The sequence below is a fragment of the Streptomyces sp. NPDC014656 genome (assembly GCF_043084305.1).
Classification (GTDB): Bacteria; Actinomycetota; Actinomycetes; order Streptomycetales; family Streptomycetaceae; genus Streptomyces.
The window spans coordinates 33,917-56,062 of record NZ_JBIBZN010000026.1 but is presented as its reverse complement, the minus strand read 5'-3'; the positions used below and the strand labels follow the sequence as shown (position 1 = coordinate 56,062).

At 72.1% G+C, this 22,146-nt stretch carries 21 protein-coding genes and 5 pseudogenes; 12 read left to right on the top strand and 14 right to left on the bottom strand.

The window, feature by feature from the left end; genetic code table 11:
- Positions 1-280 precede the first annotated feature (280 nt).
- From otnC to ACF1ED_RS35980, 6 genes are all read right to left on the bottom strand, one after another.
- Complete coding sequence (gene otnC, locus ACF1ED_RS36005; RefSeq protein ID WP_391767574.1) at positions 281-925, bottom strand: 3-oxo-tetronate 4-phosphate decarboxylase; 645 nt, start codon at positions 923-925, stop codon at positions 281-283.
- Positions 922-2,193: a 3-oxo-tetronate kinase gene (gene otnK / locus ACF1ED_RS36000; protein ID WP_391767573.1), complete on the bottom strand. Its 1,272-nt coding sequence runs from the start codon at positions 2,191-2,193 to the stop codon at positions 922-924. Before otnK ends, otnC begins: the two co-directional genes overlap by 4 nt.
- Positions 2,194-2,287: 94 nt before the next feature.
- Positions 2,288-3,370: an isocitrate/isopropylmalate dehydrogenase family protein gene (locus tag ACF1ED_RS35995; RefSeq protein WP_391767572.1), complete on the bottom strand. Its 1,083-nt coding sequence runs from the start codon at positions 3,368-3,370 to the stop codon at positions 2,288-2,290.
- A gap of 44 nt (positions 3,371-3,414) precedes the next feature.
- Complete coding sequence (locus ACF1ED_RS35990; protein WP_391767571.1) at positions 3,415-4,251, bottom strand: sugar phosphate isomerase/epimerase family protein; 837 nt, start codon at positions 4,249-4,251, stop codon at positions 3,415-3,417.
- Positions 4,248-4,952: an aspartate/glutamate racemase family protein gene (locus ACF1ED_RS35985; protein ID WP_391767570.1), complete on the bottom strand. Its 705-nt coding sequence runs from the start codon at positions 4,950-4,952 to the stop codon at positions 4,248-4,250. The genes ACF1ED_RS35990 and ACF1ED_RS35985 overlap by 4 nt, the downstream gene beginning before the upstream one ends.
- A 240-nt stretch (positions 4,953-5,192) precedes the next feature.
- Positions 5,193-5,906, bottom strand: a complete 714-nt coding sequence (locus tag ACF1ED_RS35980; protein WP_391767569.1) for a FadR/GntR family transcriptional regulator — start codon at positions 5,904-5,906, stop codon at positions 5,193-5,195.
- Positions 5,907-6,259: 353 nt separating this feature from the next.
- Between ACF1ED_RS35980 and ACF1ED_RS35975 the strand changes: the two genes are divergently transcribed.
- Positions 6,260-7,552, top strand: coding sequence for a CitMHS family transporter (locus tag ACF1ED_RS35975; RefSeq protein ID WP_391767568.1), 1,293 nt, complete (start codon positions 6,260-6,262; stop codon positions 7,550-7,552).
- Between the two features lie 195 nt (positions 7,553-7,747).
- Positions 7,748-8,230 carry a hypothetical protein gene (locus tag ACF1ED_RS35970; protein WP_391767567.1) on the top strand — a complete coding sequence of 161 codons (483 nt, stop codon included), beginning with the start codon at positions 7,748-7,750 and terminating at the stop codon, positions 8,228-8,230.
- 248 nt (positions 8,231-8,478) lie between these two features.
- Here ACF1ED_RS35970 and ACF1ED_RS35965 read toward each other — a convergent pair whose 3' ends face one another.
- On the bottom strand, positions 8,479-8,688 hold the full coding sequence (locus ACF1ED_RS35965) for a sulfurtransferase TusA family protein (protein WP_391767577.1): 210 nt from the start codon (positions 8,686-8,688) through the stop codon (positions 8,479-8,481).
- Positions 8,689-8,731: 43 nt separating this feature from the next.
- Here ACF1ED_RS35965 and ACF1ED_RS35960 point away from each other — a divergent pair, with 43 nt between their 5' ends.
- Entirely contained in the window at positions 8,732-9,628 is an 897-nt protein-coding gene (locus ACF1ED_RS35960) for an SDR family NAD(P)-dependent oxidoreductase (protein ID WP_391767566.1), read from the top strand.
- A 670-nt stretch (positions 9,629-10,298) separates the two neighbouring features.
- Positions 10,299-11,165, top strand: a complete 867-nt coding sequence (locus tag ACF1ED_RS35955) for a GNAT family N-acetyltransferase (protein WP_391767565.1) — start codon at positions 10,299-10,301, stop codon at positions 11,163-11,165.
- Between the two features lie 27 nt (positions 11,166-11,192).
- Here the strand turns inward: ACF1ED_RS35955 and ACF1ED_RS35950 are convergent.
- A pseudogene (locus ACF1ED_RS35950) lies at positions 11,193-11,631 on the bottom strand (transposase family protein); the annotation flags it as partial.
- Between the two features lie 330 nt (positions 11,632-11,961).
- Between ACF1ED_RS35950 and ACF1ED_RS35945 the strand changes: the two are divergent.
- Positions 11,962-12,347, top strand: a pseudogene (locus ACF1ED_RS35945) (IS5/IS1182 family transposase); the annotation flags it as partial.
- On the opposite strand, the gene ACF1ED_RS35940 reads toward ACF1ED_RS35945, so the two are convergent.
- Complete coding sequence (locus tag ACF1ED_RS35940) at positions 12,296-12,595, bottom strand: transposase (protein ID WP_391767564.1); 300 nt, start codon at positions 12,593-12,595, stop codon at positions 12,296-12,298. The pseudogene ACF1ED_RS35945 and the gene ACF1ED_RS35940 overlap by 52 nt on opposite strands.
- Positions 12,596-12,949: 354 nt before the next feature.
- Here ACF1ED_RS35940 and ACF1ED_RS35935 point away from each other — a divergent pair, with 354 nt between their 5' ends.
- Complete coding sequence (locus ACF1ED_RS35935) at positions 12,950-13,531, top strand: transposase (protein WP_391767563.1); 582 nt, start codon at positions 12,950-12,952, stop codon at positions 13,529-13,531.
- Between the two features lie 79 nt (positions 13,532-13,610).
- Here ACF1ED_RS35935 and ACF1ED_RS35930 read toward each other — a convergent pair whose 3' ends face one another.
- Positions 13,611-15,041, bottom strand: a complete 1,431-nt coding sequence (locus tag ACF1ED_RS35930) for a PLP-dependent aminotransferase family protein (protein WP_391767562.1) — start codon at positions 15,039-15,041, stop codon at positions 13,611-13,613.
- A gap of 94 nt (positions 15,042-15,135) precedes the next feature.
- On the opposite strand from ACF1ED_RS35930, the gene ACF1ED_RS35925 reads away from it, so the two are divergent.
- The gene (locus ACF1ED_RS35925; protein ID WP_391767561.1) at positions 15,136-16,005 is read left to right on the top strand and encodes a PhzF family phenazine biosynthesis protein; all 870 of its coding nucleotides are present in this window, start codon (positions 15,136-15,138) and stop codon (positions 16,003-16,005) included.
- 13 nt (positions 16,006-16,018) lie between these two features.
- Positions 16,019-17,260 (top strand): ornithine cyclodeaminase family protein, encoded by a 1,242-nt coding sequence (locus tag ACF1ED_RS35920; protein WP_391767560.1) that lies wholly within the window; start codon positions 16,019-16,021, stop codon positions 17,258-17,260.
- Positions 17,261-17,431: 171 nt separating this feature from the next.
- Here ACF1ED_RS35920 and ACF1ED_RS35915 read toward each other — a convergent pair whose 3' ends face one another.
- A complete protein-coding gene (locus ACF1ED_RS35915; RefSeq protein ID WP_391767559.1) occupies positions 17,432-18,190 on the bottom strand; it encodes a DeoR/GlpR family DNA-binding transcription regulator in 759 nt (252 codons plus the stop codon).
- Between the two features lie 48 nt (positions 18,191-18,238).
- On the opposite strand from ACF1ED_RS35915, the gene ACF1ED_RS35910 reads away from it, so the two are divergent.
- Positions 18,239-18,622, top strand: a complete 384-nt coding sequence (locus tag ACF1ED_RS35910) for a DUF4406 domain-containing protein (RefSeq protein WP_391767558.1) — start codon at positions 18,239-18,241, stop codon at positions 18,620-18,622.
- The gene (locus ACF1ED_RS35905; protein WP_391767557.1) at positions 18,619-19,320 is read left to right on the top strand and encodes an NUDIX domain-containing protein; all 702 of its coding nucleotides are present in this window, start codon (positions 18,619-18,621) and stop codon (positions 19,318-19,320) included. Before ACF1ED_RS35910 ends, ACF1ED_RS35905 begins: the two co-directional genes overlap by 4 nt.
- Before the next feature lie 319 nt (positions 19,321-19,639).
- Here the strand turns inward: ACF1ED_RS35905 and ACF1ED_RS35900 are convergent.
- Positions 19,640-19,739 (bottom strand): annotated as a pseudogene (locus ACF1ED_RS35900) (IS5/IS1182 family transposase); the annotation flags it as partial.
- On the opposite strand from ACF1ED_RS35900, the pseudogene ACF1ED_RS35895 reads away from it, so the two are divergent.
- Positions 19,736-20,046, top strand: a pseudogene (locus tag ACF1ED_RS35895) (transposase family protein); the annotation flags it as partial. The pseudogenes ACF1ED_RS35900 and ACF1ED_RS35895 overlap by 4 nt on opposite strands.
- A gap of 199 nt (positions 20,047-20,245) precedes the next feature.
- Positions 20,246-20,976: pseudogene (locus ACF1ED_RS35890) on the top strand (IS5 family transposase); the annotation flags it as partial.
- A gap of 83 nt (positions 20,977-21,059) precedes the next feature.
- Here the strand turns inward: ACF1ED_RS35890 and ACF1ED_RS35885 are convergent.
- Both ACF1ED_RS35885 and ACF1ED_RS35880 read right to left on the bottom strand, forming a co-directional pair.
- A complete protein-coding gene (locus ACF1ED_RS35885; RefSeq protein WP_391767556.1) occupies positions 21,060-21,257 on the bottom strand; it encodes a hypothetical protein in 198 nt (65 codons plus the stop codon).
- Between the two features lie 25 nt (positions 21,258-21,282).
- Entirely contained in the window at positions 21,283-21,783 is a 501-nt protein-coding gene (locus ACF1ED_RS35880) for a hypothetical protein (protein WP_391767555.1), read from the bottom strand.
- Between the last annotated feature and the right edge of the window lie 363 nt (positions 21,784-22,146).

Here is a 22,146-nt window from a genome sequence, read left to right as displayed (position 1 = left end):
GACGATCCCGAACGCCTCCCACCCCCCGTAGAACACCGCGGCGACGAGGCCGAGGGCGGTGATCGCGAACGACCAGCCGAAGGTTTTCAGAAGCATGTACTGCCTTGTCTCGGTGGGGCGGTCGGTGGGGTGGTCGGTGGTCGGGTTCGGCCGGGCAGGAGGGAGGTGCCGTCGGCGGCGTGGAGGGTGTCGCCGGTGTGGACGGGGGTGGTGCGCCCGGGCACGGGTGGCCTCTCGTGACGCAGGGGGGCTGCCGCGCTCGCGTTTCCTTTTCCGGCCGTCAAGCGGTTGGGGGTGCGAGCGCGGCAGCCTGCTCGGGGGTGAGGGGGCGGGTGGTGTGCCCCTGGAGCAGGAGGTGGAGTCTGGCGGTCTCTTCGAGTTCCTCGATGGCGTCGGCCGCCTGTTCGAGGGATGCGCCGGCGACGACCGGCCCGTGGTTGGCGAGCAGGACGGCGTGGTGGGTGCGCGCGGTGTGCTCGGCGAGCGGTTCCAGGGCGGGGTCGCCGGGGGCGTGGTAGGGCAGCAGGGGCAGGCGGCCGACGCGCATGGCGTAGTACGCGGTCAGCGGCGGCAGGACGTCGCCGGTGTCGGGTACGGCGAGGCAGGAGACGGCGGCTGCGTGGGTGGAGTGCAGGTGGACGACCGCGTGGGCGGCGGGGCGGGCGCGGTAGAACGCGGCGTGCAGGAAGGCTTCCTTGGTGGGGCGCGGCCCGTCGAGGTGGCGGCCGTGGACGTCGGTGCGGGACAGGCCGGTCTCGGTGAGGTTGCCGAGGCTGGAACCGGTGGGGGTCAGCAGCAGGGTGCCGTCGGCGAGGCGCACGGAGAGGTTGCCGGTGGAGCCGTGGGTCAGACCGCGGGTGAACAGGGAGCGCGCGGTCCGGACGAGGAGCGCGCGGGCGGCCTGTTCGCCGGTGGGGGTGCTCACCGGTCGCCTCCCGTGGTGGAGAGGGCGCGGGTGAAGAGGTCGGGGGCGCCGAAGTTGCCGGACTTGAGCATGAGGGCGAGGGGCCCGTTCTTCGTGTCGGCGGTGGTCCAGGGGACGCCGGGGTCGGCTTCGTCCCCGACGAGGACCGCGCGGACGCCGAGGGCGGTGGTGACGGCTCCGGAGGTCTCGCCTCCGGCGACGAGGAGGCGGTTGACGCCGCGGTCGACGAGGTGGACGGCGAGGGTGCCGAGGAGTTCTTCGACCTGGGCGGCTGCTTCGGCGACGCCGAGCCGGGCCTGGACGGCGGCGAGTTCCTCGGGGGAGGCGGAGGCGTAGATCAGGACGGGGGCCGCGGGGGCCTGTGCGTCGTACCAGGCGAGGGCCTCGGTGACGACGTCGCGGCCGGTGGCGGCGGCGAGGACGTCGAGGTGGAGGGAGGGCAGGCCGGCGGCGTAGAACTGGGCGATCTGTTCCAGGGTGCGGGCCGAGCAGCTGCCGGCCAGGACCGCGGCGCGTCCGCCGGCAGGCAGGGGGGCGGGGGTGGCGGCGCCGCTGGCGTGGTAGGCGTGGCCGAGTCCCTCGGCGAGGCCGGCGGCGCCGGCGACGACGGGGAGTTCGAGGGCGGCGGCGCCGAGGACGGCGAGGTCGTCGTCGGTGAGGGCGTCGGCGATGACGTGGCGCACGCCGTCGCGCTGGTGGGTCAGCAGGGCGTCGCGGACGGCGGCGGAGCCCGAGCGGACGGTCGCCCAGTCGATGAGGCCCACTCGGTGACCCGTCTGGGGGGTGAGGAGCCGGAGCAGGGAGGGGTCCGTCATGGGGTTGAGCGGGTGGTGGCGCAGCGGCGAGTCGGACAGCAGCTGGTCGTGGACGAAGAGGTGGCCCTGGTAGACGGTGCGGCCGTTGGCGGGGGAGGCCGGGGTGTGCAGGGTGACGGTGGCGCCGGCGGCGTCGAGGAGGGCGTCGGTGACGGGGCCGATGTTGCCGTGCGGGGTGGAGTCGAAGGTGGAGCAGTACTTGAAGTAGATCTGTGCGGCGCCCTGGGCCCAGAGCCAGTTCTGGGCGGTGGTGGAGTCGGCGACGGCTTCGGCGGCGGGGGTGGAGCGGGACTTGAGGGCGACGACGGCCGCGTCGCAGTCCGGCGGGAGGGCGGTGGCCGCGTCCGGGGTGCCGAAGACCAGGGCGGTGCGCAGGCCGGCCCGCCGGAAGGCGGCGGCGACGTCGGTGCCGCCGGTGAAGTCGTCGGCTATGCAGCCGATGCGCAGGGTCATGGTCGGGCTTCTCCTTGGGCGTGCGGGTGGTGCCGGGGCGGGAGGTCCGGGGGCGGCAGGGGTCGGGGCCTGCCGCCCCCGGACGGTCTGCGGGTCAGTTCTGGCGGGAGCCGATGGCCTTGATGACGGCGGCGGTGAACTCGGTGGTGGAGGCGGTGCCGCCGAGGTCGCGGGTGGAGGTGCCGGCGGCGATGGTGTCGGCGACGGCCTGCTCGATGATCTGCGCGGTGTTGATGAGCGCGTCGTCGCCGTGCTTGGCGCCGAGCCACTGGAAGAGCATGGCGCCGGACAGGATCATGGCGACGGGGTTGGCGATGTCGCGGCCGGCGATGTCGGGGGCGGAGCCGTGGGAGGCCTGGGCCATGGCGGTGGTGGCGGAGGCGTTGATGGACGGCGCGGTGCCCAGCGAGCCGGAGATCTCGCCGGCGAGGTCGGAGAGGATGTCGCCGAACATGTTCTCGGTGACGATGACGTCGAAGTCCTGGGCGCGGCGGACCAGGTGGACGGTCATGGCGTCGATGTGGAAGTCGTCGACCTGGACGTCGGGGTAGTCCTGGGCGACTTCCTGGCACACGGTGCGGAACAGGCCGGTGGTGAGCTTGAGGACGTTGGCCTTGTGGACGATGGTGAGCTTCTTGCGGCGGGAGCGGGCCAGGTCGAAGGCGACGCGGGCGACGCGCTCGGTGGCCTCGCGGGTGATGATGCCCAGCATGATCGCGGTGTCGGGGGTGGGCATGAACTCGCCGGTGCCGGCGAAGGTGTTGCGGTCGGCGTAGAAGCCCTCGGTGTTCTCGCGGACGATGACCAGGTCGGCGTGGTCGCAGACGGCCCGGGCGCCGGGGAAGGACTTGGCGGGGCGGATGTTGGCGAAGAGCTGGAAGTGCTTGCGCAGGGTGCCCGAGGGGTTGAGCGCGGACTTGTGGGGCTCGGGGTAGCTGACGGAGTCGTGCGGGCCGAGGTACCAGCCGTCCAGGTCGGCGAGGGCGTTCTTGGTCTCGTCGGGGACGGGGGTGCCGTGGCTGGTGATGGCCTCGGCGCCGAGCGGGAGGGTGACCCAGTCGACGGAGGCGCCGGCGGCCCGGGCCGCGGCGGTGGCGATCTCCACGGAGGAGGGGACGATCTCGGGGCCGATGCCGTCGCCCTGCAGGACGCCGAGGCGGTAGGTGGTGGTGCTCATGGGGGTTCCTTTCAGAACGGGGAGGTGAGGGTCGCGGGAGGCGGTCAGGTCAGGTGGGTGGCGGCGTCGGTGAGCGCGGTCCAGGACCGGGCGGCGGCCTTGCGGCTGTCGCCGTCCTGGGTGTGCTCCAGCGTCAGCCGGCCGGTGAACCCGCTCGCCGCGAGGGTCTGGAGCAGGGGGACCAGGCGGTGGTCGCCGATCTGGAGCGGGCCGCGGGTGAGCGGACTCGCCAGCTGCACGGCGCCGGTGCTCGGGGCGTGCTCGGTGACGGCCTGGAGCAGGTCGGTTCCCTCGGCCTCCAGGTGGTGGGTGTCCAGGACGAGCCCGGCCGGGACCGCGAGGGAGTCGATCACGTCGAGGGCCTGCTGGGGGGTGTGCCACAGCGAGGTGTTGGCGCGGGACTGGGGTTCGATCAGAAGCCGGGTGCCGTGGGCGGCGGCCTCCTCGGCCAGGCGTGCGACGGCCCGCTCGGCCCAGGTCCGCTGTAGGTCCTCCAGCCCGGGCAGGAAGGTGCCGCGGGTCTGCCCGAGGGTGACCGGCACTCCGATCGCACCGGCCAGGCGGGCGGCGCCGAGCAGCCGGTCGAGGGCGTGCCGGCGGACGTCCGGCGCCGGGTCGGTGAGCGTCAGCCCGTCCTGCGCGGCGACGGGACCGGTGCCGATCCCCAGGACCTTCAGCCCGCCTGTCCCGACGGTACGGACCAGGTCTTCGGCGTCGCGGGCGGTGCTGTCCCGGACCTGGACCTCGACACCGTCGTAGCCGAGCTCGGCCAGGTCGCGCACGGCCCCGGCGAGCGGGGCCGCGTAGCCGAGCGGCATCGGCGCCGTGCAGTCGTCGGCGGAGACGGTGTAGGCCAGCGGCCAGGGCAGCCGGCCGGTCACGGCGTGCCGCCCGTACGGGCCGGGGCCGGGGCGGCGGTCAGCAGGTCGCGCAGCTCGCGGGCGGCGGCGCCGGCGCCGTCGAGGACGGGCAGCCCGATCTGTGCGGCCAGGTGGTCGCGGGCCGGGGACAGGGAGTACTGGGCGAGCAGCACCACATCGGCGCCGTCCCCACCGGAAGCCCGCAGGGCCCCGGCGAGGTGCCCGGCGATCGCGGCCGGGTCGCGCTCGGCAGCGGCGGCCTCGCTCAGCGCGGTGACGATCTCGACCGGGCGGCCCCGGCGGACGGCGGGGACGAGGGCTTCGAGCTGGGCGAGTGCGGCCGGGACGGCCGGAGGGGTCGAGGCGACGACGGCGATGCGCTCGTAGGGGCCGGCGAGCGCGGCCTTGAACATCGCCTCGTCGGACTTGAGCACCGGCGCGGGCCACAGGGCGCGTGCGGTGTCGACGACCTCGCCGTAGGAGGAGCAGGTCAGCAGCAGGCCCTGCGCTCCGCCGTCCATGGTGTGCTCGATCAGGCGGAGCATGCGGCGTCTGAGGGCGTCGGTGAGGCCGCCGGCGTCGCGGGCGTCGTCCAGGAGGCGGTCGTCGAGGACGTTCCAGACGGTGGCCTGGGGAAACTCTCGGGCGAACGCCTCCTGCGCGATGCGGGCTCCGGCCGGCACGGCGTGGATCATGGCGACCAGGGGTCGGGGTTCGATCACCGGGGTTCTTTCCTTTTCCGGTAACGGGGCCGGCAGGGGCCCCGGGCCCCCGCGCCCGCCCCGTGTCCAGGGGCGGGGACGGCCTTCGCCGACAGGGCGGAAGGGCCTCGGGGGTGGGCTGGGCAGCGGGACGGTGCGTTGCCGCGCCGCCACTGTAGAACCAACCGGTCAACCGGTCAACCGGTTGGGGGTATGAGTGGCCCCGGGGCCGCCGGGAGGTCCTCCCGGCGGCCGGATCGCTCAGGATTCGCGCTGGTCGAGAGCTTCCCTCAGGCGGCGCGAGGCCCCCTCCATGTGCCGCGCCATCGCCGCGCGGGCCGCCGCGGAGTCGCCCTTCACCACCGCTTCGAAGATCGGGACGTGGTCGGCGTAGGCGACCTCGCGGGACCGCACGGCCCCGGTGCGCTCGACCCAGCCGCGCTGGATCATCGCCCGCATGCCCTTGAGCATGTCGCGCAGCACCGCGTTGCCGGCCAGCTCGCCGAGCGCGGCGTGGAAGGCGGTGTCCGCCTCGGGGAACTCCTCGTCCGAGCAGTCCCGCATGGCCGCCAGCCGGGCGCGCAGCAGCTCCACGCCCGCCTCGTCGCGGGCCTCGGCCGCGAGGCCCGCGACGACGACCTCCAGCTCGGCGCGTGCCTGGACCATGTCCCGCGCCCCCCGCTCGCCCAGGACCAGACCCAGCTCGAAGAGCCGGTAGAGCACGTCCGAATCGGCGCCGCGGAAGTAGGTCCCGCTGGACTGCCGGATCTCCAGCAGGCCCAGGAAGCCCAGCGACTTGATCGCCTCGCGCACGGTCGGCCGGTTCACCCCGAGCATCTCGGTCAGCTGTCGCTCGGAGGGGATCCGGTCGCCGGGCTGCACCTCGCCGGACATCAGGTAGTCGATCAGTCGGCGGGAGACCTCCGCGGCCATCGGTTCACGCGGCTCGACCGTGATCCTGGCGAGTTCGGCCATCGAAATCCTCTTCTCGGTATTGACGTGATGGCTGGATTCTAGTTACCTACCGGCAATCCGGTAAACCGGTTGTCCGGTTCCGAGGAGCCGTCCCACCCCCGGTACATCCCGCTGGTGATTCCGGCCACGCCAGGCCCGCCCTTCGACGCGTCGCACCAGGTCGAAGCCCGCCTGCCCGTGCACGACGAACCCCAGCCGTACAGGAGCCGCACGTACGATGACCGACCAGATGCGCGAGCCGAGAACCGCGGCGTGCCTGCCTGGTCACCTCCCGACCTGACACGCCCCGCCCCGCGCCGCACCGGGCCGCCCGCACGCCGGCGGCCCCCAGAGCCCTGCCCCAAGGAGCAACGATGCTCGCCGTCCTCGGCTTCGCCACCCTGGCCAGCTTCATGCTGTTGGTGATGCGGAAGTACCTCTCCGCGTTCACCGCCATCATGCTCACGCCGATCGCCGCCGCCCTCGTGGCCGGCAAAGGATCCCAGCTCGGCGACATGATCATGAGCGGCCTCGAAACGGTCGCCCCCACCGCCGCCCTGCTGCTCTTCGCCGTCCTCTACTTCGGCCTGATGATGGAGATGAAGCTCTTCGACCCCGTCTGCCAGGCCATCGTCCGAGCCTCCAAGGGAGACCCGGTCCGCATCGTCGTCGGCACCGCGGTCCTCTCCATCTGCATCGCGCTCGACGGCGACGGCACCACCAGCTACATGATCGTCTGTTCCGCGTTCCTGCCGATCTACCGGCGCCTGGGCATGAACCCGCTCATCCTCGCCACCCTCGCCGCCATGGCGCTCGGCACCGTCTCCGGCACCACCCCCTGGGGCGGCGCCGCCACCCGCGGCATCAGCGTCCTGCACCTGAGCGCCACCGAGTACTTCGTCCACATGATCGGCCCCATGGCCCTCACCAGCCTCGCGATCATCGCCGTCGCCTACTGGCTCGGCCTGCGCGAACGCCGCAAGATCGACAACGAGAAGCTCGACGCCTACAAGCTGGAGATCGCCTCCGGCAACGCCTTCGAGCCCGTCAAGGCCGACTGGCGCATGTGGTTCAACGCCGCCCTCACCGCCGTCCTCATGGTCCTGCTCGTCCTGGAGGTCGCCGACCTCCTCGTCCTGTTCATGGTCGGCTTCGTCATCGCGCTCCTGATCAACGTCCGCGTCATCGCCGACCAGCAGGAACTCATCAAGCGACAGGCCGCCAACGCCGTCCCCGTCGTCATCCTCGTCCTCGCCGCCGGCGTCTTCACCGGCATCATGACCGACTCCGGCATGATCAAGGCCATGGCCAACGCCGCCCTTGCCGTCGTCCCCGACGGCATGGGCAACCTCATCCCCCTCGTCACCGCCGTCCTCGCGCTCCCGCTCGGCTTCTTCATGTCCAACGACGCCTACTGGTTCGGCGTCATCCCCGTCCTCGCCGAGTCCGCCTCCCACTACGGCATCAGCCCCAACGAGATCGCCCGCGCCGGCGCCATCGGCCAGATCCTCCACATGATGGGCCCCACCAGCGCCCCCCTCTGGGTCCTCCTCGGCCTCGTCAAGGCCGAACTCGGCGACTTCCAGAAGCACGCCCTGCGCTGGGGCGTCCCCGTCTCCCTCGCCTACATCGCCTTCGCCCTCGTCACCGGCGCCATCAGCATCTGACCCACCCGCCGACCACCCCCGTGGGCCGCACGGCAACCGTGCGGCCCACACCGCTGCCCACGGCCCGGACCCCGCCCTCCGAGCACGCGCCGACCCGTGGGAGCCCCCGCCGGCCCCACGTGTCAGGCACAAGCCGAAGCGGGTCCGCCCCGGTTCAGGGCGGGCCCGGAAGAGGCGACACCACTCCAGCGCAGTGTGAACGCACTCGCTCGGGCTCTGCGCCACTACCACTTCGACGGTGATGGTTGTCCGGACGAGGACCGGCCTCCGGTCCGGCTGGTCGGAGCCTCGGTGGTGAACCCCGGGGCCATGCCGGCCGGGATGGAGGAGGCGTACGAGGAGGTGTGCGCCCGGACCGGCGTCGACCCCGGGCCGGAGGGCTGGGCGCTGTGGAACACCTGGGGCGACGGGGAACTGAAGGTGACCCTGGTGGTGTCCGCGGTCGAGACGACCGAGGGGCTCTTCGAGAACTGGACCCGAGGGAGGGCACTCGACCCCGTGTCACCACTGCCCTCCCGGATCGCCCTCGTCCGCGCGGGTCGGACAGGACCGATGACGTTCTCACCTCGTGGTGCGAAACGGACGGGCCCCGGCGGTCGGCCGCTGCCCTGGACTCTGGCCTTCGGCCCGAGCCGTGTCCACAGGAGGATCGCGGCGAGGCGCGGTGCGGCCTGGTAGGCGAGGGCGAACCCGGCGGTTCCCATGGCCAGGGCCGGACCACGCCACGCCACCGCCTGAGCAGGTTGACGCACCGTTCGACGGGTCTCTCGGGGACGGCCGCTGCTTACGAGGCATGTCCCGGTGGTACCGACGGCAGCCGCCCCACCACGCGGCGCAAACCGAGCGGTCCGCCGCCCGAACCGCGACGCAGCACTCCGCCGGGACGGAACACCCTTCTGCCTCGTCGTGGAGTGAGGGCGCCGGGGTCAGCGATCGGCGCTGTGCCAGGGGGCGTCGGGCCGGGTAGGGCGGTCTTCGGCGGCGAGTCTCAAGGCATAGACCGGTCGTCCGGCCGGGTCGGGTACGGGGCCGAGGTAGTGGTGGCCGGTCATGTGGCACCAGGCGGGGAGGGCGAGCGGGGCGGCCGGATCGGTGGCGATGACGTGGACGACGGTGCCGGGCTCGGCGCCGTCGATCTCTCTGCGCAGGCGCAGCAGGAGGGCGACACAGAGAAGGCCGGTGCCGTCGACGGTGATGCCGACCGACTGCGGCTACCGAGCCCACGGACAGCCCGTCTGCCACCCGACCCCCGACCACCCCCTTTCACCCCATCACCTGAAACAGGAGCACCCCCTGACCGGCAACACCCTCGTCTTCACCGACCAGAAGGTCATCGTCATCGGCGGCACCAGCGGCATGGGCCGCGCCATCGCCCGCCACGTCCTCGACGCCGGCGGCACCGCGGTCGTCACCGGCCGCAGCCAGGCAAGCGCCGCCGCGGCCGAGGCCGCCCTGTCCGCCCACGGCAAGACCTTCGGCCTGGCGGCCGACCTCGCCGACCCCACCGCCGTCGACCGCCTGCGTGCCACGCTCACCGAGGAGCACGCCGACGCCACCCTCCTGGTCCACGCCGCCGGAGTGTTCGCCCCGAAGCCGTTCCTGGAGCACACGGCCGAGGACTACGACCGCTACCAGGCCGTCAACCGCGCCTTCTTCTTCCTCACCCAGACCGTCGCCGCCAACATCATCGCCCGTGGCGTGAAGGGCTCCATCGTCAACATCGGCTCCATGTGGGCCCACCAGGCCGTCGCCGCCACCCCGTCCTCCGCCTACTCGATGGCCAAGGCCGCACTGCACTCCCTCACCCAGCACCTGGCGATGGAACTCGCCCCGGCCGGCACCCGCGTCAACGCCGTCGCCCCGGCCGTCGTCCGCACGCCGATCTACGAGGAGTCCATCCCGAAGCAGGACCTCGACTCCGCGCTCGACGGCTTCGACGACTTCCACCCGCTCGGCCGCACCGGCACCCCCGACGACGTCGCCGCCACCGCCGCCTTCCTCCTGTCGGACCGGACCGACTGGGTCACCGGCGCCGTCTGGGACGTCGACGGCGGCGCCATGGCCGGCCGCAACTGACCCGCTCCACTGCCGCCACGTCATCCGTCCCCGGGCCGCACCACCCGGGGACGACCCCGTCCGCCTCCACAACCGAGACCGCAGCCACCCAGGCGCCTTGACGAGCCCGTGCACGGTAAACGGTGAGAGTCGGCCCTTGGACGGTTGATCATGGTCGGGCGCTGGTGAACGTGTCTCGTGCAGTGCTCCTCGGCAACCGTCGGGTCACGGGTTCGCAGACCGGTGTGATCGCTGAATTCATGGCCGCAGTAGGCCCGTCGCGGCATCAGCGACACCGGGCCGAACCTTCCGTTCCTCCGCGACAGCGGACCGTGGGCGCTGACACGAAGCACCAGCCGGTGCCCGTCGACCGACTCCTGGCCACCCTCGAACTGGCAGGCTCTCGCGCGCCACCTCGCCCGCCGCGAGCACATGCGTTGACACCGTCCAAGCCACCGCCGGCCTGCTCTCCCACCAGCAGACCGCGGACCCAGGCCCTCGACGACAGAGGCGAGCACCAGCCCCACCGAAGCCCTCCACACCTCACACCTCACACCTCATCGCTCACCGTGCACGAGCTCGTCGAGGCGTTGTCCTCGCGGTGCGTTCGCTCGGGGGTGTGTCCCGTCGATCCGGCCGACTGAGTAAAATCAGATGCGGCAGGCCACCGTGATGGTGTGGGATGCGGGCCATGACGATCGTTCTGAACAAGCCCGGCGTCGATGAGCTGACCGGGGCCGTGGACGCCCTTCGGGCATGGCAGGACGACCGCACGCCACTGCAACTCCACCCAGGCGACCTCGGCTGGGCTTGGGCACTGGGTGCGGAGAGGCTGGCCGCGGCCCTCCGCACCTGGAGCGTGGACGGACGGATCGTCGCCGTCGGATACCTGGACGACCCTGATCTGCTGCGCCTGACGACCGCGCCGGATCTGCGGCAGGACGGTGATCTGGCACGCAGGCTGCTGGCGGACCTCGATGATCCGGAGCGCGGGGTCCTGCCGCCCGGGAGGGTCAGCCTCGAAATCCCCCATGGCGCCCTGCTTCGCGAGGTCCTCGTGGAGGCGGGCTGGACTCTGGACGAGCCCTGGACGCCGCTGCGCCACGACCTCGCCGAGCCGGTGAAGGACTCCGGTCTGCGGATCGAGGTGGCCGGCCCGAAGACGGCGGGGGTACGGACCGCAGTGCATCGCTCGGCGTTCGACAGCCCGGCGTTCACCGAGGAGATCTGGCACGTCCTCGCGGCCGGGCCGGTCTATGCCGACGCCCGCTGCCTGATCGGCTACGACGACCAGGACAACGCGGTCGCCGCGGCGACGGTCTGGTCGGCCGGACCCGGCAAACCCGGCCTGCTGGAGCCGATGGGCGTGCACGCCGACCACCGCGGTCGCGGTTACGGGACGGCGATCAGCGTCGCCGCCGCGGCGGCGCTGCGTGAGCTGGGCGCGTCGAGCGCACTCGTCAGCACCCCGACCTCGAACGCCGCCGCCGTCGCCGCCTACAGGGCAGCTGGATACGAGCCGTCGCCCGAACGGCTGGACGTCAGCCGAACCGCCTGAAAACGAGCAGGCGGCAGCGAGCCTCTTTCATCCTGAAGAGCTGCGGCTCAGAAGCGTGTGGACGGCTTGGGCAATGGTGCTGATGCGCCGGGTGGAGCATCGCGCTCGCCGGAGTAGTCGCCAGGACTTCGACCAGGCGAAGCCTCGTTCGCCGAGCGCTCTGATGCGGCCGTGGTCTCTGTTGAACTGCTCGTGGTGCTCGGGTTGTTCGCGGCGGTGGTAGTACGCTGGCGCCTTCGTGGACGCGGTCGGCGAAAACGAGGACCTGCCTGGTCGGGCAGGCCTGGACGATGCCGTGGGCCCGGGCCGCGGTCAGGCCGTGAGTCCGGCCCGGCGTCGCGCGGGAGAACCACAGCGGTGTGCCGTCAGGGCGGGCGGTGACCTGCACGGTCATACCGCGCCGGCGGTGCTCCATCGAGTAGTACGGCTCGTCCGCACGGATCCGGTCGATCGGGATCAGAGTTCCGGACCATGAGCCATCCGCTGCAGGCGAGTGGGTGACAACGACCCACGTCTGCTCCGGCAGCATCTGGTGCGTCTCCACCCAGGGCTCCACGGTCAACTCCAGCGCGAACCTACCTCCATTGCTGACCAGCAGCCGCGCTGTTCCGAAACTGTCCGTTCCCGGCACCCCTGCGTGCCTCTACAGGTGATCCTGCACGAACGACTACACGGAGCCACCCTGCCCCCCGAGATATCAAACAGCCCTGCCGGGACAGAACGCTCTTTCACGGGCTGGTGCGTGATAGCGGCGGAAGGGAGATCGTGCGTGGGCGGGACGATCCAGCCTGTGGTGATCAGGGGCGACCGGGACCTCCTTGTGCATCAGCTGTTCACCGGGATCTCCCGGCAGCATCTGGCTTGCCTGACCCAGGAGTTGTCCGGACCGTGACAGGCCGTGATCGAGGGTCGTCGTCACGAGGTACGTGGCGGGGCCAGGAAGCGTGAGGCGGGAGCCGGCGCCCGGCGCCGGCTGGTGTTCATCGACCGGCTGGCCGTCCCCCTGATCCACCTGCGCACGATCTCCCGCACTCCGTCCTCGCCCTGTTGTCCGGCGCCGACCGTGTCACCGTCACCCGTGCGATCGGACAGATACGCGGGCTCCTGGCCGGACGCGGATGCACGGCCCCCTACCGGCCCGGCCTGCGGCTGCAGACCCCGGTGGATGTCTTCCGTTCGGCTATGCCTTCGAGGACCTTGTCGGTGAGCGTGGAGATCGTCTGACGTGAGACGTGGGCGCCATGGACCTCCGTGAGGTGGGCCTGGACCCCGCCGGTGGTCAGGCCCTTCGTGGACAGGGAGCTGCCCTTCTCGCCCACGCCGGTCAGGAGCTGGGGTCGCTTCTTGACGATCTTCGACTCGAACACGCCGTCGCGGCCCCAGGGCACGGTTGTCTCCACCGGGCCGACGCCAGTGAGGACGGTCCTCACGCGGGTGCCGTTGCGCGAGTTCGCGCTGTCCCCCCGGCGGGATCGCGCTTGTCACAGCCGAGGTGGCCGGTGATCTCACCCTCCAGGACGGACTGCTTCGGCAGCCGCTTCGTCAGCCGCTGGAGCGGTCCGTCCCCATCGGTCGGCTGAAGGCATCGGCCTGAGCACGGGAGACCAGCTCCTCGGACAGCCGGTCATCCACACCTACGGAACTCCTTCCGCCGTGCGGCCCGCCAGGACTGGCACAAGATCGCCAAAACCTTCGAGCCTCTCTGCACCGCTGCGACCGAGGAGGCCGCCCCGGAGCGGTTCACGGAGTTCGCCGATGCCTGGGACGGGAAGTAACCGGCGATCGTGAAGCCGGGGGAGAACGCCTGGGCGGGGGCGCCCCAGGACGGGGCCTGGGGGAGAGAGTGCACCCCGTTCCTCCGCTTCGACACCGAGCTCCACCGCACCGTCCGCACCACGAACGCGATCGAGCCCGTGAACGCGCCGCCCTGTCGGGCGGTCGAGACCCGCGGGCACTTTCCCGACGAGCAGGCCGCCCTGACGCCCCCGAGGCGACGGAGAACGCTCAGGAAAGGCCGTGGCGTTGCTACCGACCGAATGGCCGCACTCGCCCACAACCAGCGCAGGCAGCCCACCGAGGTCGACCACGCCTTCCGCACCCCCATGCGATGCCCCTACCGGACCCGCAACGTCGCCCTCCATGGCCACGCCACCCAAGGCGTCGCCCCGGACGCCTTCCTGCGGGAGCCTCACCACTCCTGGGCGCCGGTCTCGACCGCATCGTCCACGCCCCCACACCGAAGGGCTCGATCCGCTCGACCTCGCTGCACGCCCCGAGGCCGCCCTCCGACTCGCCGACGGCGAAACCGGACTCTCCCCTGTGGACCTGCTCGAACCACTGCGGACCTGCTCGAACCGCCTCGATGAGCGCAGTCGCGAGGGCCCGCCGGCGCGGGGCGTGGTGTCGCCGGATCGGGCGTGGTCGCGGCCTCGGGCGTGGGCGTCGTCAGTGGCCGTCCTTCAGGGCGGCGTGGGCTTCGGCGAGCCTGTCGACCGCGGTGTCGATCGCCTCGGGCGGGAGGGTGAAGGGAAGCCGTAGGTAGCGGTCCAGCGCGCCGTCCGGGGAGAAGCGGAAGCCCGGCGTGAGGGCGAGGCCGCGGGTGGCCGCCAGGTCGACGAGCCGCCGGGAGCCGGTGTCGAGGAGTTCGAGCCACAGCGACAGCCCGCCTTGCGGCACTTCGAAACGGCACCATGACAGGGCCGACAGCCGCGCGGCCAAGTGGTCCCGCCGGCGTGCCAGCTGGGCGCGTCGGCGGTCGAGGACAGGTTGCCTGTGTTCCAGGAGGCGAGTGGCGACGAGCCGGTCGAGCGGCGAGGGGGCGAGCGCCGCCGCGAGCGGGAGCGCCGCGAGTCGGCGGACGACATCCGGATGGGCGCGGATCCAGCCCACGCGCAGGCCCGGCCACAACGACTTGCTCAGGGAACCGACGTACACGACGTGCCGGTCCCCTGCGCGTGCCACGACGCGCGGCGGTGGCGTGGGGTCCTCGCGGAGGTCGAGGTCCCGCATGGTCTCGTCGAAGACGACCAGGGTGTCGTGGGAGCGCAGCCGCCGTGTGAGGTCGGTGCGGTCCTCCTCGCCCATCAGCAGACCGGTGGGGTTGTGGAAGTCCGCGACCAGGTAGGTCAGCGACGGCCGGGCCGTCGTGAGGGTGCGGTCCAGGGCGGGGATGTCCCAGCCGGTGGGGGCCAGGGGCTGCGAGACCAGACGGGCGCCCGCGCCACGGAACACGGCGAGCGCGCCCGGATAGGTGGGCGAGTCCAGGACGACCCTGCTGTTCGGCCGCAGATATGCGGCGCTGAGCAGGCTCAGCGCGGCGTCGGCGCCGCTGGTCAGCAGGAGGTGTCCGTCGTCGGTCGTGAGCCCCTGGGCGCTGTGGAGACCGGCGACGGCCCTGTGCAGCGCCGATGTACGGCCCGCCCCTGGGGCGTCTTCCAGCAGTGCGGCGGGCAGGGCGTCGGCGGCTTCCCATACGGCTTGGAGCAGTTCGTCGTAGGGGGCCGCGGGCTCCGCGACGGTGAGGTCCAGTGGCGCCCCGTTCCTGCCCGCCTCGCCGCGGTCGCTGGCCCATGGTGCGAGGCGGTCGTGCAGGCGGGGCGGCAGGGCGACGGTGCTGCCGGAGCCGGTCCGGGTCACGATCAGCCGCTCGGCACGCAGGATCTGGTAGCTCGCGGCCACGGTGCCCCGCGCGAGGCCGAGCTCGTCGGCGAGGAGGCGCTCGGCCGGAAGCTGCGCGTCGAGCGGAAGCCGTCCGTCGTAGACGGCCTTCTCCAGGGCATCGGCCAGCCTCCGCGCCAGCGAGCCCTCGCCCGCACGCCAGTCACCGAGCATCTGGGGCAACCGCGACGCCGGCACGCGTCGCACCACACGATCCATTGGGCCACTTTACGTCGATTGGACCACGACGGCGTTGCCGGTGCCGCTTAGCGTCGAGACGTACCGGCCCGCCCTCCATCCGCCTGGAAACCTCATGCTTCTGCACTACCGCCACGTCGACGTGTTCGCCGACAAGGCGTACACCGGCAACTCCCTCGCCGTCTTTCCCGACGCCCCCGGCCTCTCCGCCGAGCAGATGCTCTCGGTCACCCAGGAGCTGCGCCACTTCGAGACGATCTTCCTGAGCCGCGCGGAAGGGACCCACTACGTCACCGCCCGCGTCTTCGACCTCTTCGAGGAACTCGACTTCGCCGGGCACCCGGTCCTGGGCGCGGCCGCCGTCCTGCACGAGCACGACGGCACCCTCGGTCCTCGGCGCTGGACGTTCCACCTCACCGGCAGGACCGTCGAGGTGTCCACCAGGCGCACCGTCACCGGCTACCACGCCGAACTCGACCAGGGAGCACCGGAGTTCCTCGCGACCGTCCCGGCGGAAGACACGGCGGAGATCGCCGCGGCCCTGAACCTGCCGGCCCGCGCACTCGCCGATCTCCCCTTGAGCGTCGTCTCCACCGGCCTGCGCTACCTCGTCGTGCCGGTGACGGCGGGCCTGCCCGAGGCCAGGATCGTCCGCGACGACTTCGCCGAGCTGGTCGGCCGGTACGGCGCGCAGTTCGCGTACGTGCTCGACGTCGAGGCGCTGGAATGCCGCCACTGGAACAACGACGGCGTCCTGGAGGACGTGGCGACCGGCAGCGCGGCCGGCTGCGCCGGCGCCTATCTCGCCCGGCACCGCGTCGTACCCGTCGAGAAGCCGTTCACCCTGCGGCAGGGACGCTTCATCGGCCGCCCGAGCCGGCTCACCGTCCTGCCGCAGGGACACCCCGACGCGTTGCGCAACATCCGGGTCGGCGGCGACGTGAGCCCGGTGGCCCGCGGAACCCTCGACACCCTGCCCCAGTGAGGACCCCCCCAGCATGACCAGCTTCCCTCTCTACACGGCCGACCGCGTCCGCGCGGCCGTGGACCTCGCCGACCTCCTGGAGCCGGTCGCCGACGCCTTCACCGCGTTCAGCACCACCGAAGGCGCCCAGGCGCCGGTCATGGTCCTGCCCGTCGCCGACGGCGGTGACTCCCACGTCAAGGCCGCCCACCTGCCCGGAGGCCGTCACTTCCTCGTCAAGATCGCCAACTGGTTCCCGGGGAACCGGGCACGCGGCCTGCCCGAAGGCGGCGGGTTCGTCGCGCTCTTCGACGCGTCGACCGGAGCCGTCACCGCCGTGCTGGAGGACGAGCACCACCTCTCCGACCTCCGCACCGCCGCCGCCGGCGCCGTCTGCGCCCGCGTGCTGTCCCGCCCGGACGCGACCCGCGCCACCGTCCTCGGTACGGGCATGCAGGCCGAACTCCAGGCCCGCGCCCTCACCCTCGTACGCCCGCTCCGCCAGCTCCACGTCTGGGGCCGCGACCACCACCGGGCACTCGCCCTCGCCGGCCGCCTCGGCCGGGACCTGCCGCACCTCGACGTCGCCGCGACCGACGACCCGGAGCGGGCCGTGCGCCGCTCCGACATCGTCGTCACCGCGACCGCCAGCCCCACCCCCGTCCTGTTCGGCTCCTGGCTCCGCCCCGGCCAGCACGTCACCGCCCTCGGCGCCGACGCCCCGGCCAAGCGCGAACTCGACGGGGCCTGCCTGCACCGCGCCACCCGGGTCATCGTCGACAGCCGGGAGCTCGCCCTCCGCTACGGGGACGTCCACGCCGCCCTCGCCCGGGGGGAGGTCACACGGGACCGCGTCGACGGCGAGATCGGCGAGGTCCTGGCGGGCAGGGTTCCCGGACGGCGCACACCGGAGGACATCACGGTCGCCAAGCTCATCGGCATCGGCCCCAGGACCTCGCCGCGGCCCAGACGGCCCTCGCCCTGCTGGAAGGGAGGAACCCATGACCCCCGGGCGCCACCCCGCCTCCGTCCCCGCGCGCGTCGCCGCGTCCGGGGACCTCACCGCCGCCGCGTGCGCACCGAGCACCGTCTTCCGCGACGCCCCGCCGTGGGGGAGGGCCTCGACCCCGAACGGCACGCCGCCCAGGCCGCCGTGACTCCATGCCGTGGGGGCACCGCCGCGGCCATGCCGAGGATGAGCGGGCAGGAGTGTCCGACGCCGAGGCCGCGTCCCCTCCCAACCGCGGAACGAGCTCTCGTCCGGACGCGCGCCTAACGATCTCCCCGCCGGTCGCGGCGGGGAGATCGCACCTCTCGCACGGGCGCGGGCCCCGTCTCGATGCGACGGCGTCCGGCGTCCGGCGTCTGGTGCCCGGCGTCTGGTGCCCGGCGTCCGGCGTCCGGCGCCCGGTCGACCGGCCGCTCCCCAGGCCGGTCCCCGCCGCCGTCAGCCGGCCGTCAGGATCTCGACCCCGCGTGCCGTGAGCCGCTCGATCACCGGGTGGTGCGGGGCCTCGTCGGTGATCAGCCCGCTGGTCTCCTCCCAGGGCAGGACGCGGAACCGGGAAGCGGTGCCGATCTTCTCGGAGGACGCCAGGACGTAGGTGTCCGCGGCCCTTGCCGCGAGGGCGCGTTTCATCGCGGCCTCCTCGGCGTCTCCGGTGGTCAGTCCCTCCTCGGGGTGCACGCCGGTGACGCCGAGGAGGAAGAGGTCGGCGGAGACGTTCCGCGCGGCCTCGGCCGCGGCCGCCCCGCAGGTGACCGCCGAGTGCTTGAAGAGCCGCCCGCCGAGCATGAAGACCTCGGCGCGCGGGTGCTCGAGCAGCGCGGTGGCGACCGTCGGACTGTGGGTGATCACGGTGCAGTCCAGGTCCCGCGGAAGCGCGTGGGCGACGGCCAGGGCGGTGGTGCCGCCGTCGAGGATCACCACGCCCCCCGGCCGCACCAGGCCGGCGGCCGTCGCGGCGACCTTCCGCTTGCCGTCCGGGGCCACGGCCCGCCGGGCGCCGTAGTCCACCACGGCCGGCGAGACGGGCAGCGCCCCGCCGTAGACCCGTTGGCACAGTCCCTCAGCCGCCAGATCGCGCAGGTCGCGCCGCACGCTGTCCTCGGAGATCCCCAGTTCGGCGGCGACGTCCTTGGCGACGATCTTGCCCTGCCGCGCGAGCAGATCCAGCAGATGTGCACGCCGTTCAGCAGCCAGCATTCACGTTCCCTCCTGTTCTTTCACGTTTCTGCATGTATCTTAGCTCCCATGACCGACAAGCCCATGCTCATCCTCATCGCCGGCCCCTACCGTTCCGGCACCGACGGTGACCCTCAGGCCATGGCCGCCAACCTCGCACGCCTCGAAGAGGCCGCGTGGCCCGTCTTCGCCGCCGGCCACCTCCCCGTCATCGGGGAGTGGATCGCCCTGCCCGTCCTGCACTCGGCCGGCGCGGGCCCCACCGACCCCCTCGCCGACCAGGTCCTGTACCCCACCGCCGAACGCCTGCTGGCCCGCTGCGACGCCGTACTGCGCCTCCCCGGTGACTCCACCGGAGCCGACCAGGACGTCGCCCTCGCCCGCCGCCGCGGCCTGCCCGTCTACCACGACGTCGCGGAAATCCCCGCCCTCGGCCGGAAGGCGGACGCGTGAAGCCCCACCCCGGCGTCGACACCCCGGACCACCGCGGCCGCACCGGCCTCGACCGGGCCGGACGCGACCTCGACCGCAACCCCGACATCGTGATCCGCGACGTTGAGCTCACCTCCCAGGGCTGGCACGTCCTGCGCCGCACCACCTTCGACTACCGCCGCCGCGACGGCCGCTGGGAGACCCAGCAGCGCGAGACCTACGACCGCGGCAACGGCGCCGCCGTCCTCCCCTACGACACCGCACGCGGCGTCGTCCTGCTCACCCGCCAGTTCCGCTACCCGGCCTACGTCAACGACCATCCCGACGGCATGCTCATCGAGATCGCGGCCGGGCTGCTCGACGCGGACGACCCGGCCGCCGCCGTCCGCCGCGAGGCGGCCGAAGAACTCGGCGTCACCCTCGGCCCCCTCACCCATGCCCTCGACGCCTACATGAGCCCCGGCTCCGTCACCGAACGCCTCCACTTCTTCGCCGCCCCCTACACCCCCGCCGACCGGACCGGGAACGGCGGCGGGATCGAAGAGGAAGGCGAGGACATCGAAGTCCTCGAACTCCCCTTCGCCGAAGCCCTCGCCATGACCCGCGACGGACGCATCACCGACGGCAAAACCGTCCTGCTCCTGCAATGGGCGGCCCTGGACGGCCCCTTCGCCCCACCCACGACCGGCCCGAACCACACCACCCCACCCCGCCGATGACGCCCAGCCCAGCCCAGCCGGCATACCGGGATCCTCGCTTTCGGCTCCGGAATCGTGCCTGCGATGGAAGTCATCGCCCCAGCAGCGGCTGCGCTCACCCGCGGGGCAGCGCCTCGCCGGCCCGGCGCGTGTGGCGGGGCCGTAGGGCTGCAGCCGCATGGCCCGCGAGGTGGAGCTTGCGGGCCACGCGACTGCGGGGACCGTTCCAGCCCGTCGCCGGAGCGGTGGCACAGAGGGCGTCGTCCCCTTCTCCACACCTGGCCGCCACAGCATGACGGCAGGTGATGTTTCGGATTGCGTCTGATAAAGGCCGGGGGTTGCTCGCGCTGTTCGCAGTGGCGGTGGTACGGGGTACGGAAGGCGGCGCCGGCCCCCTGGCAGGCACGGTCCGTGAGCACGAGGACCTGCCTGATGAGGCACACCACTCTGGTTCTCCCGCGCAATGCCGGGCCGCACCCACGACCTGACCGCGGCCCGCGCCCACGGCATCATCCAGGCCTGCCAGAGAGCCGGCGCCGCCTTCCGTACCCCGTACCACCGCCACCACCGCGAACAGCCCAAGTCCTACCATCGGTTCAACCACGACCGTGCCCGCCCGAGAGCCCCGGCCGAGCACACCTTCGCACAGTCGAAGCCTGGCGGCTCCTCAGGCGATCCAGATGCTCCACCCACCGCACCGGCACCATCAGCCAAGCCGTCCACACACCCCTGACCTCCAGCCATTCAGAGGAAAGGGCCCACTTCCGTGGTGCCGAGCCGAGCCTTTGGTTCCCGAGGCCGGAGCACGCCGGGATCCCAGAGATCAGCGGTAGACCCGGAGAAAGAAAAAAACCCGGTCAGCGCAGCTCAACAGAAGCCCCGGAACACCTTCTCGCGGACAAAGTGATCGTTTCAGAATGGGCTGAGCCGTAGGTCCTGTGCTCGACGAAATCCTGGGCGGCTTCGCGTTCCGGGCCGGGCCGCTCTCCCAGGCATCATGTACGTGCTGCGAACCGGCGTTGCCTGGCGCGACATCCCCGCCGAGGCCGTGGGCTGCTCCGGAGTAACGGCCCGGCGCCGGTTGCGGGACTGGACCGAGGCCGGCGTCTGACCACGCCTGCACGCCGCCCTGCCGGCCCAGCTGCGCCGTGCCGACCTGCTGAACCTGGACGACTGTGCCATGGACGGCTCACACATCCGGGCCCTCAAAGGGGGGACCATGTCGGCCCCTCGCCCGTCGACCGTGCCCACCCCGGCCCCAAGCACCACCTGATCGCCGACCGGCACGGAACCCCGCCCACCGTCACGCTCACCGGCGGCAACCGGCACGACGTCACCCAGCTCCTGCCGTTGTTGGACGCGGTCCCATCGATCCGGGGTTTGCGGGGACGCCCCCGCCGCAAGCCCCGGCGCCTGTACGCCGATCGGGGCTACGACTTCGACAAGTACCGTCGCCTGCTGTGGAAGCGCGGCATCAAGCCGCTGATCGCGCGACGCGGCGTCGCCCACGGCTCCGGACTGGGCAAGGTGCGCTGGGTCGTGGAGCGCGCATTCGCCTGGCCGCACCAGTTCAAACGACTCCGCACCCGCTACGAACGACGCGCCGATCTCCACCAGGACCTGCTCGAACTGGCCTGCAGCCTCATATCCCTCCGCCGCCCGAGAACCTCATCCTGAAACAATCGGTTACGCGCCGTGGGCAAACAGGTCGCCGAGGACACCGGCAAGGCGGATGAGTCCGGGACCGTCGTCGTCCTGGATCACCACGTAGACGGTGTGGTTCCAGCCGTGCTGGCCCGCGTGCTCGCGGGCCAGGCGAGAACCGCGTCCGCGTCGGACTCCTCGGCGATCTCAAACTCATGGGCCGTAAGCCGGGGTACATCCCAGAAGTGGACGCGGTAGCGGGCATGGTCCTGCTCCCAGACCGTGTCACGGGGATCGACCCGGCGGATCTTCATGATCTGAGCGTAGAGGCGGTGGACTCTACCGGACTTCTACCGTCTTGCTACGGCCGTCGTCGATGTTGCCCCGGACCGGGGCGGTGATCTGGCCGGTCACCGCGCCGGTGTACCAACCCGGCTCAGATACCTGCACACCACCGATCTGCGGGGTGTAGAAGGTCGCGCTCGCGCCCTTCTCGATGACCTGGGTCTGGTCGGAGGCGGCGGCGATGTACTTCGGTCCGATGAACGGTCCTCGCTCGAGCCGCCCCTTGATCCTGACAGTGACAGACGGGTACGTGCTCTCGCAGGTCACGCGAGTCTTGAACAGAACCCTCCGGTCGGATGCACCCGAAGACCAGTGAGGGCTCTCCGGGGCCGCAAGACACACCGCCCTGCCTGCGGGGAACCGAAACGCCGCGGCCTCGACTGCCGTGCTGTCGGCCCGCGCGGGAGCGATCACGACAAGCCCCAGGCCCACCCCAGCCACAGCCGTTCCCACTCGACGCACCATGCCGGCTTCCTTCCAGGAGAAGTCGGTCAACGGATACGACGCTACGTGCCTGACTGCACCACATCCCTGCGGTTCGCGATACGTGGGCGATCACCGATCAGGTGAACGGCACCTCGGCCGGCAGACTCCGACACGGGGCCGGGCCCGATTTGCCGATGGGGCGCGCGGTCGGCACGGCGCCCGTTCCCGCCTCGCGCCTCCGTGACCAGCCGCAGAAGAGCACAGGACTCGCGGCTCAGCCCACTCTGAAGCGATCAGAAAGTCGTCCGGGGATCTCCACCGCGCTGTGGCTGGGCCATCGCGGTCTCGGTTCGGGGCAGGGCGGGGTGTGCTGCCGGGCCCCAACCGAACAAGTACTTAGCAAAGTTGGCGCCCCCACCGTAGGGTCTGCTG

Excerpts from the sequence above, each read along its gene's own strand:
- otnK (WP_391767573.1), bottom strand. The coding sequence starts at position 2,193 with ATGACCCTGCGCATCGGCTGCATAGCCGACGACTTCACCGGCGGCACC.
- ACF1ED_RS35995 (WP_391767572.1), bottom strand. The coding sequence starts at position 3,370 with ATGAGCACCACCACCTACCGCCTCGGCGTCCTGCAGGGCGACGGCATC.
- ACF1ED_RS35980 (WP_391767569.1), bottom strand. The coding sequence starts at position 5,906 with ATGGCCGAACTCGCCAGGATCACGGTCGAGCCGCGTGAACCGATGGCC.
- ACF1ED_RS35975 (WP_391767568.1), top strand. The coding sequence starts at position 6,260 with ATGCTCGCCGTCCTCGGCTTCGCCACCCTGGCCAGCTTCATGCTGTTG.
- ACF1ED_RS35955 (WP_391767565.1), top strand. The coding sequence starts at position 10,299 with ATGACGATCGTTCTGAACAAGCCCGGCGTCGATGAGCTGACCGGGGCC.
- ACF1ED_RS35930 (WP_391767562.1), bottom strand. The coding sequence starts at position 15,041 with ATGGATCGTGTGGTGCGACGCGTGCCGGCGTCGCGGTTGCCCCAGATG.
- ACF1ED_RS35925 (WP_391767561.1), top strand. The coding sequence starts at position 15,136 with ATGCTTCTGCACTACCGCCACGTCGACGTGTTCGCCGACAAGGCGTAC.
- ACF1ED_RS35920 (WP_391767560.1), top strand. The coding sequence starts at position 16,019 with ATGACCAGCTTCCCTCTCTACACGGCCGACCGCGTCCGCGCGGCCGTG.
- ACF1ED_RS35915 (WP_391767559.1), bottom strand. The coding sequence starts at position 18,190 with ATGCTGGCTGCTGAACGGCGTGCACATCTGCTGGATCTGCTCGCGCGG.
- ACF1ED_RS35910 (WP_391767558.1), top strand. The coding sequence starts at position 18,239 with ATGACCGACAAGCCCATGCTCATCCTCATCGCCGGCCCCTACCGTTCC.
- ACF1ED_RS35885 (WP_391767556.1), bottom strand. The coding sequence starts at position 21,257 with ATGAAGATCCGCCGGGTCGATCCCCGTGACACGGTCTGGGAGCAGGAC.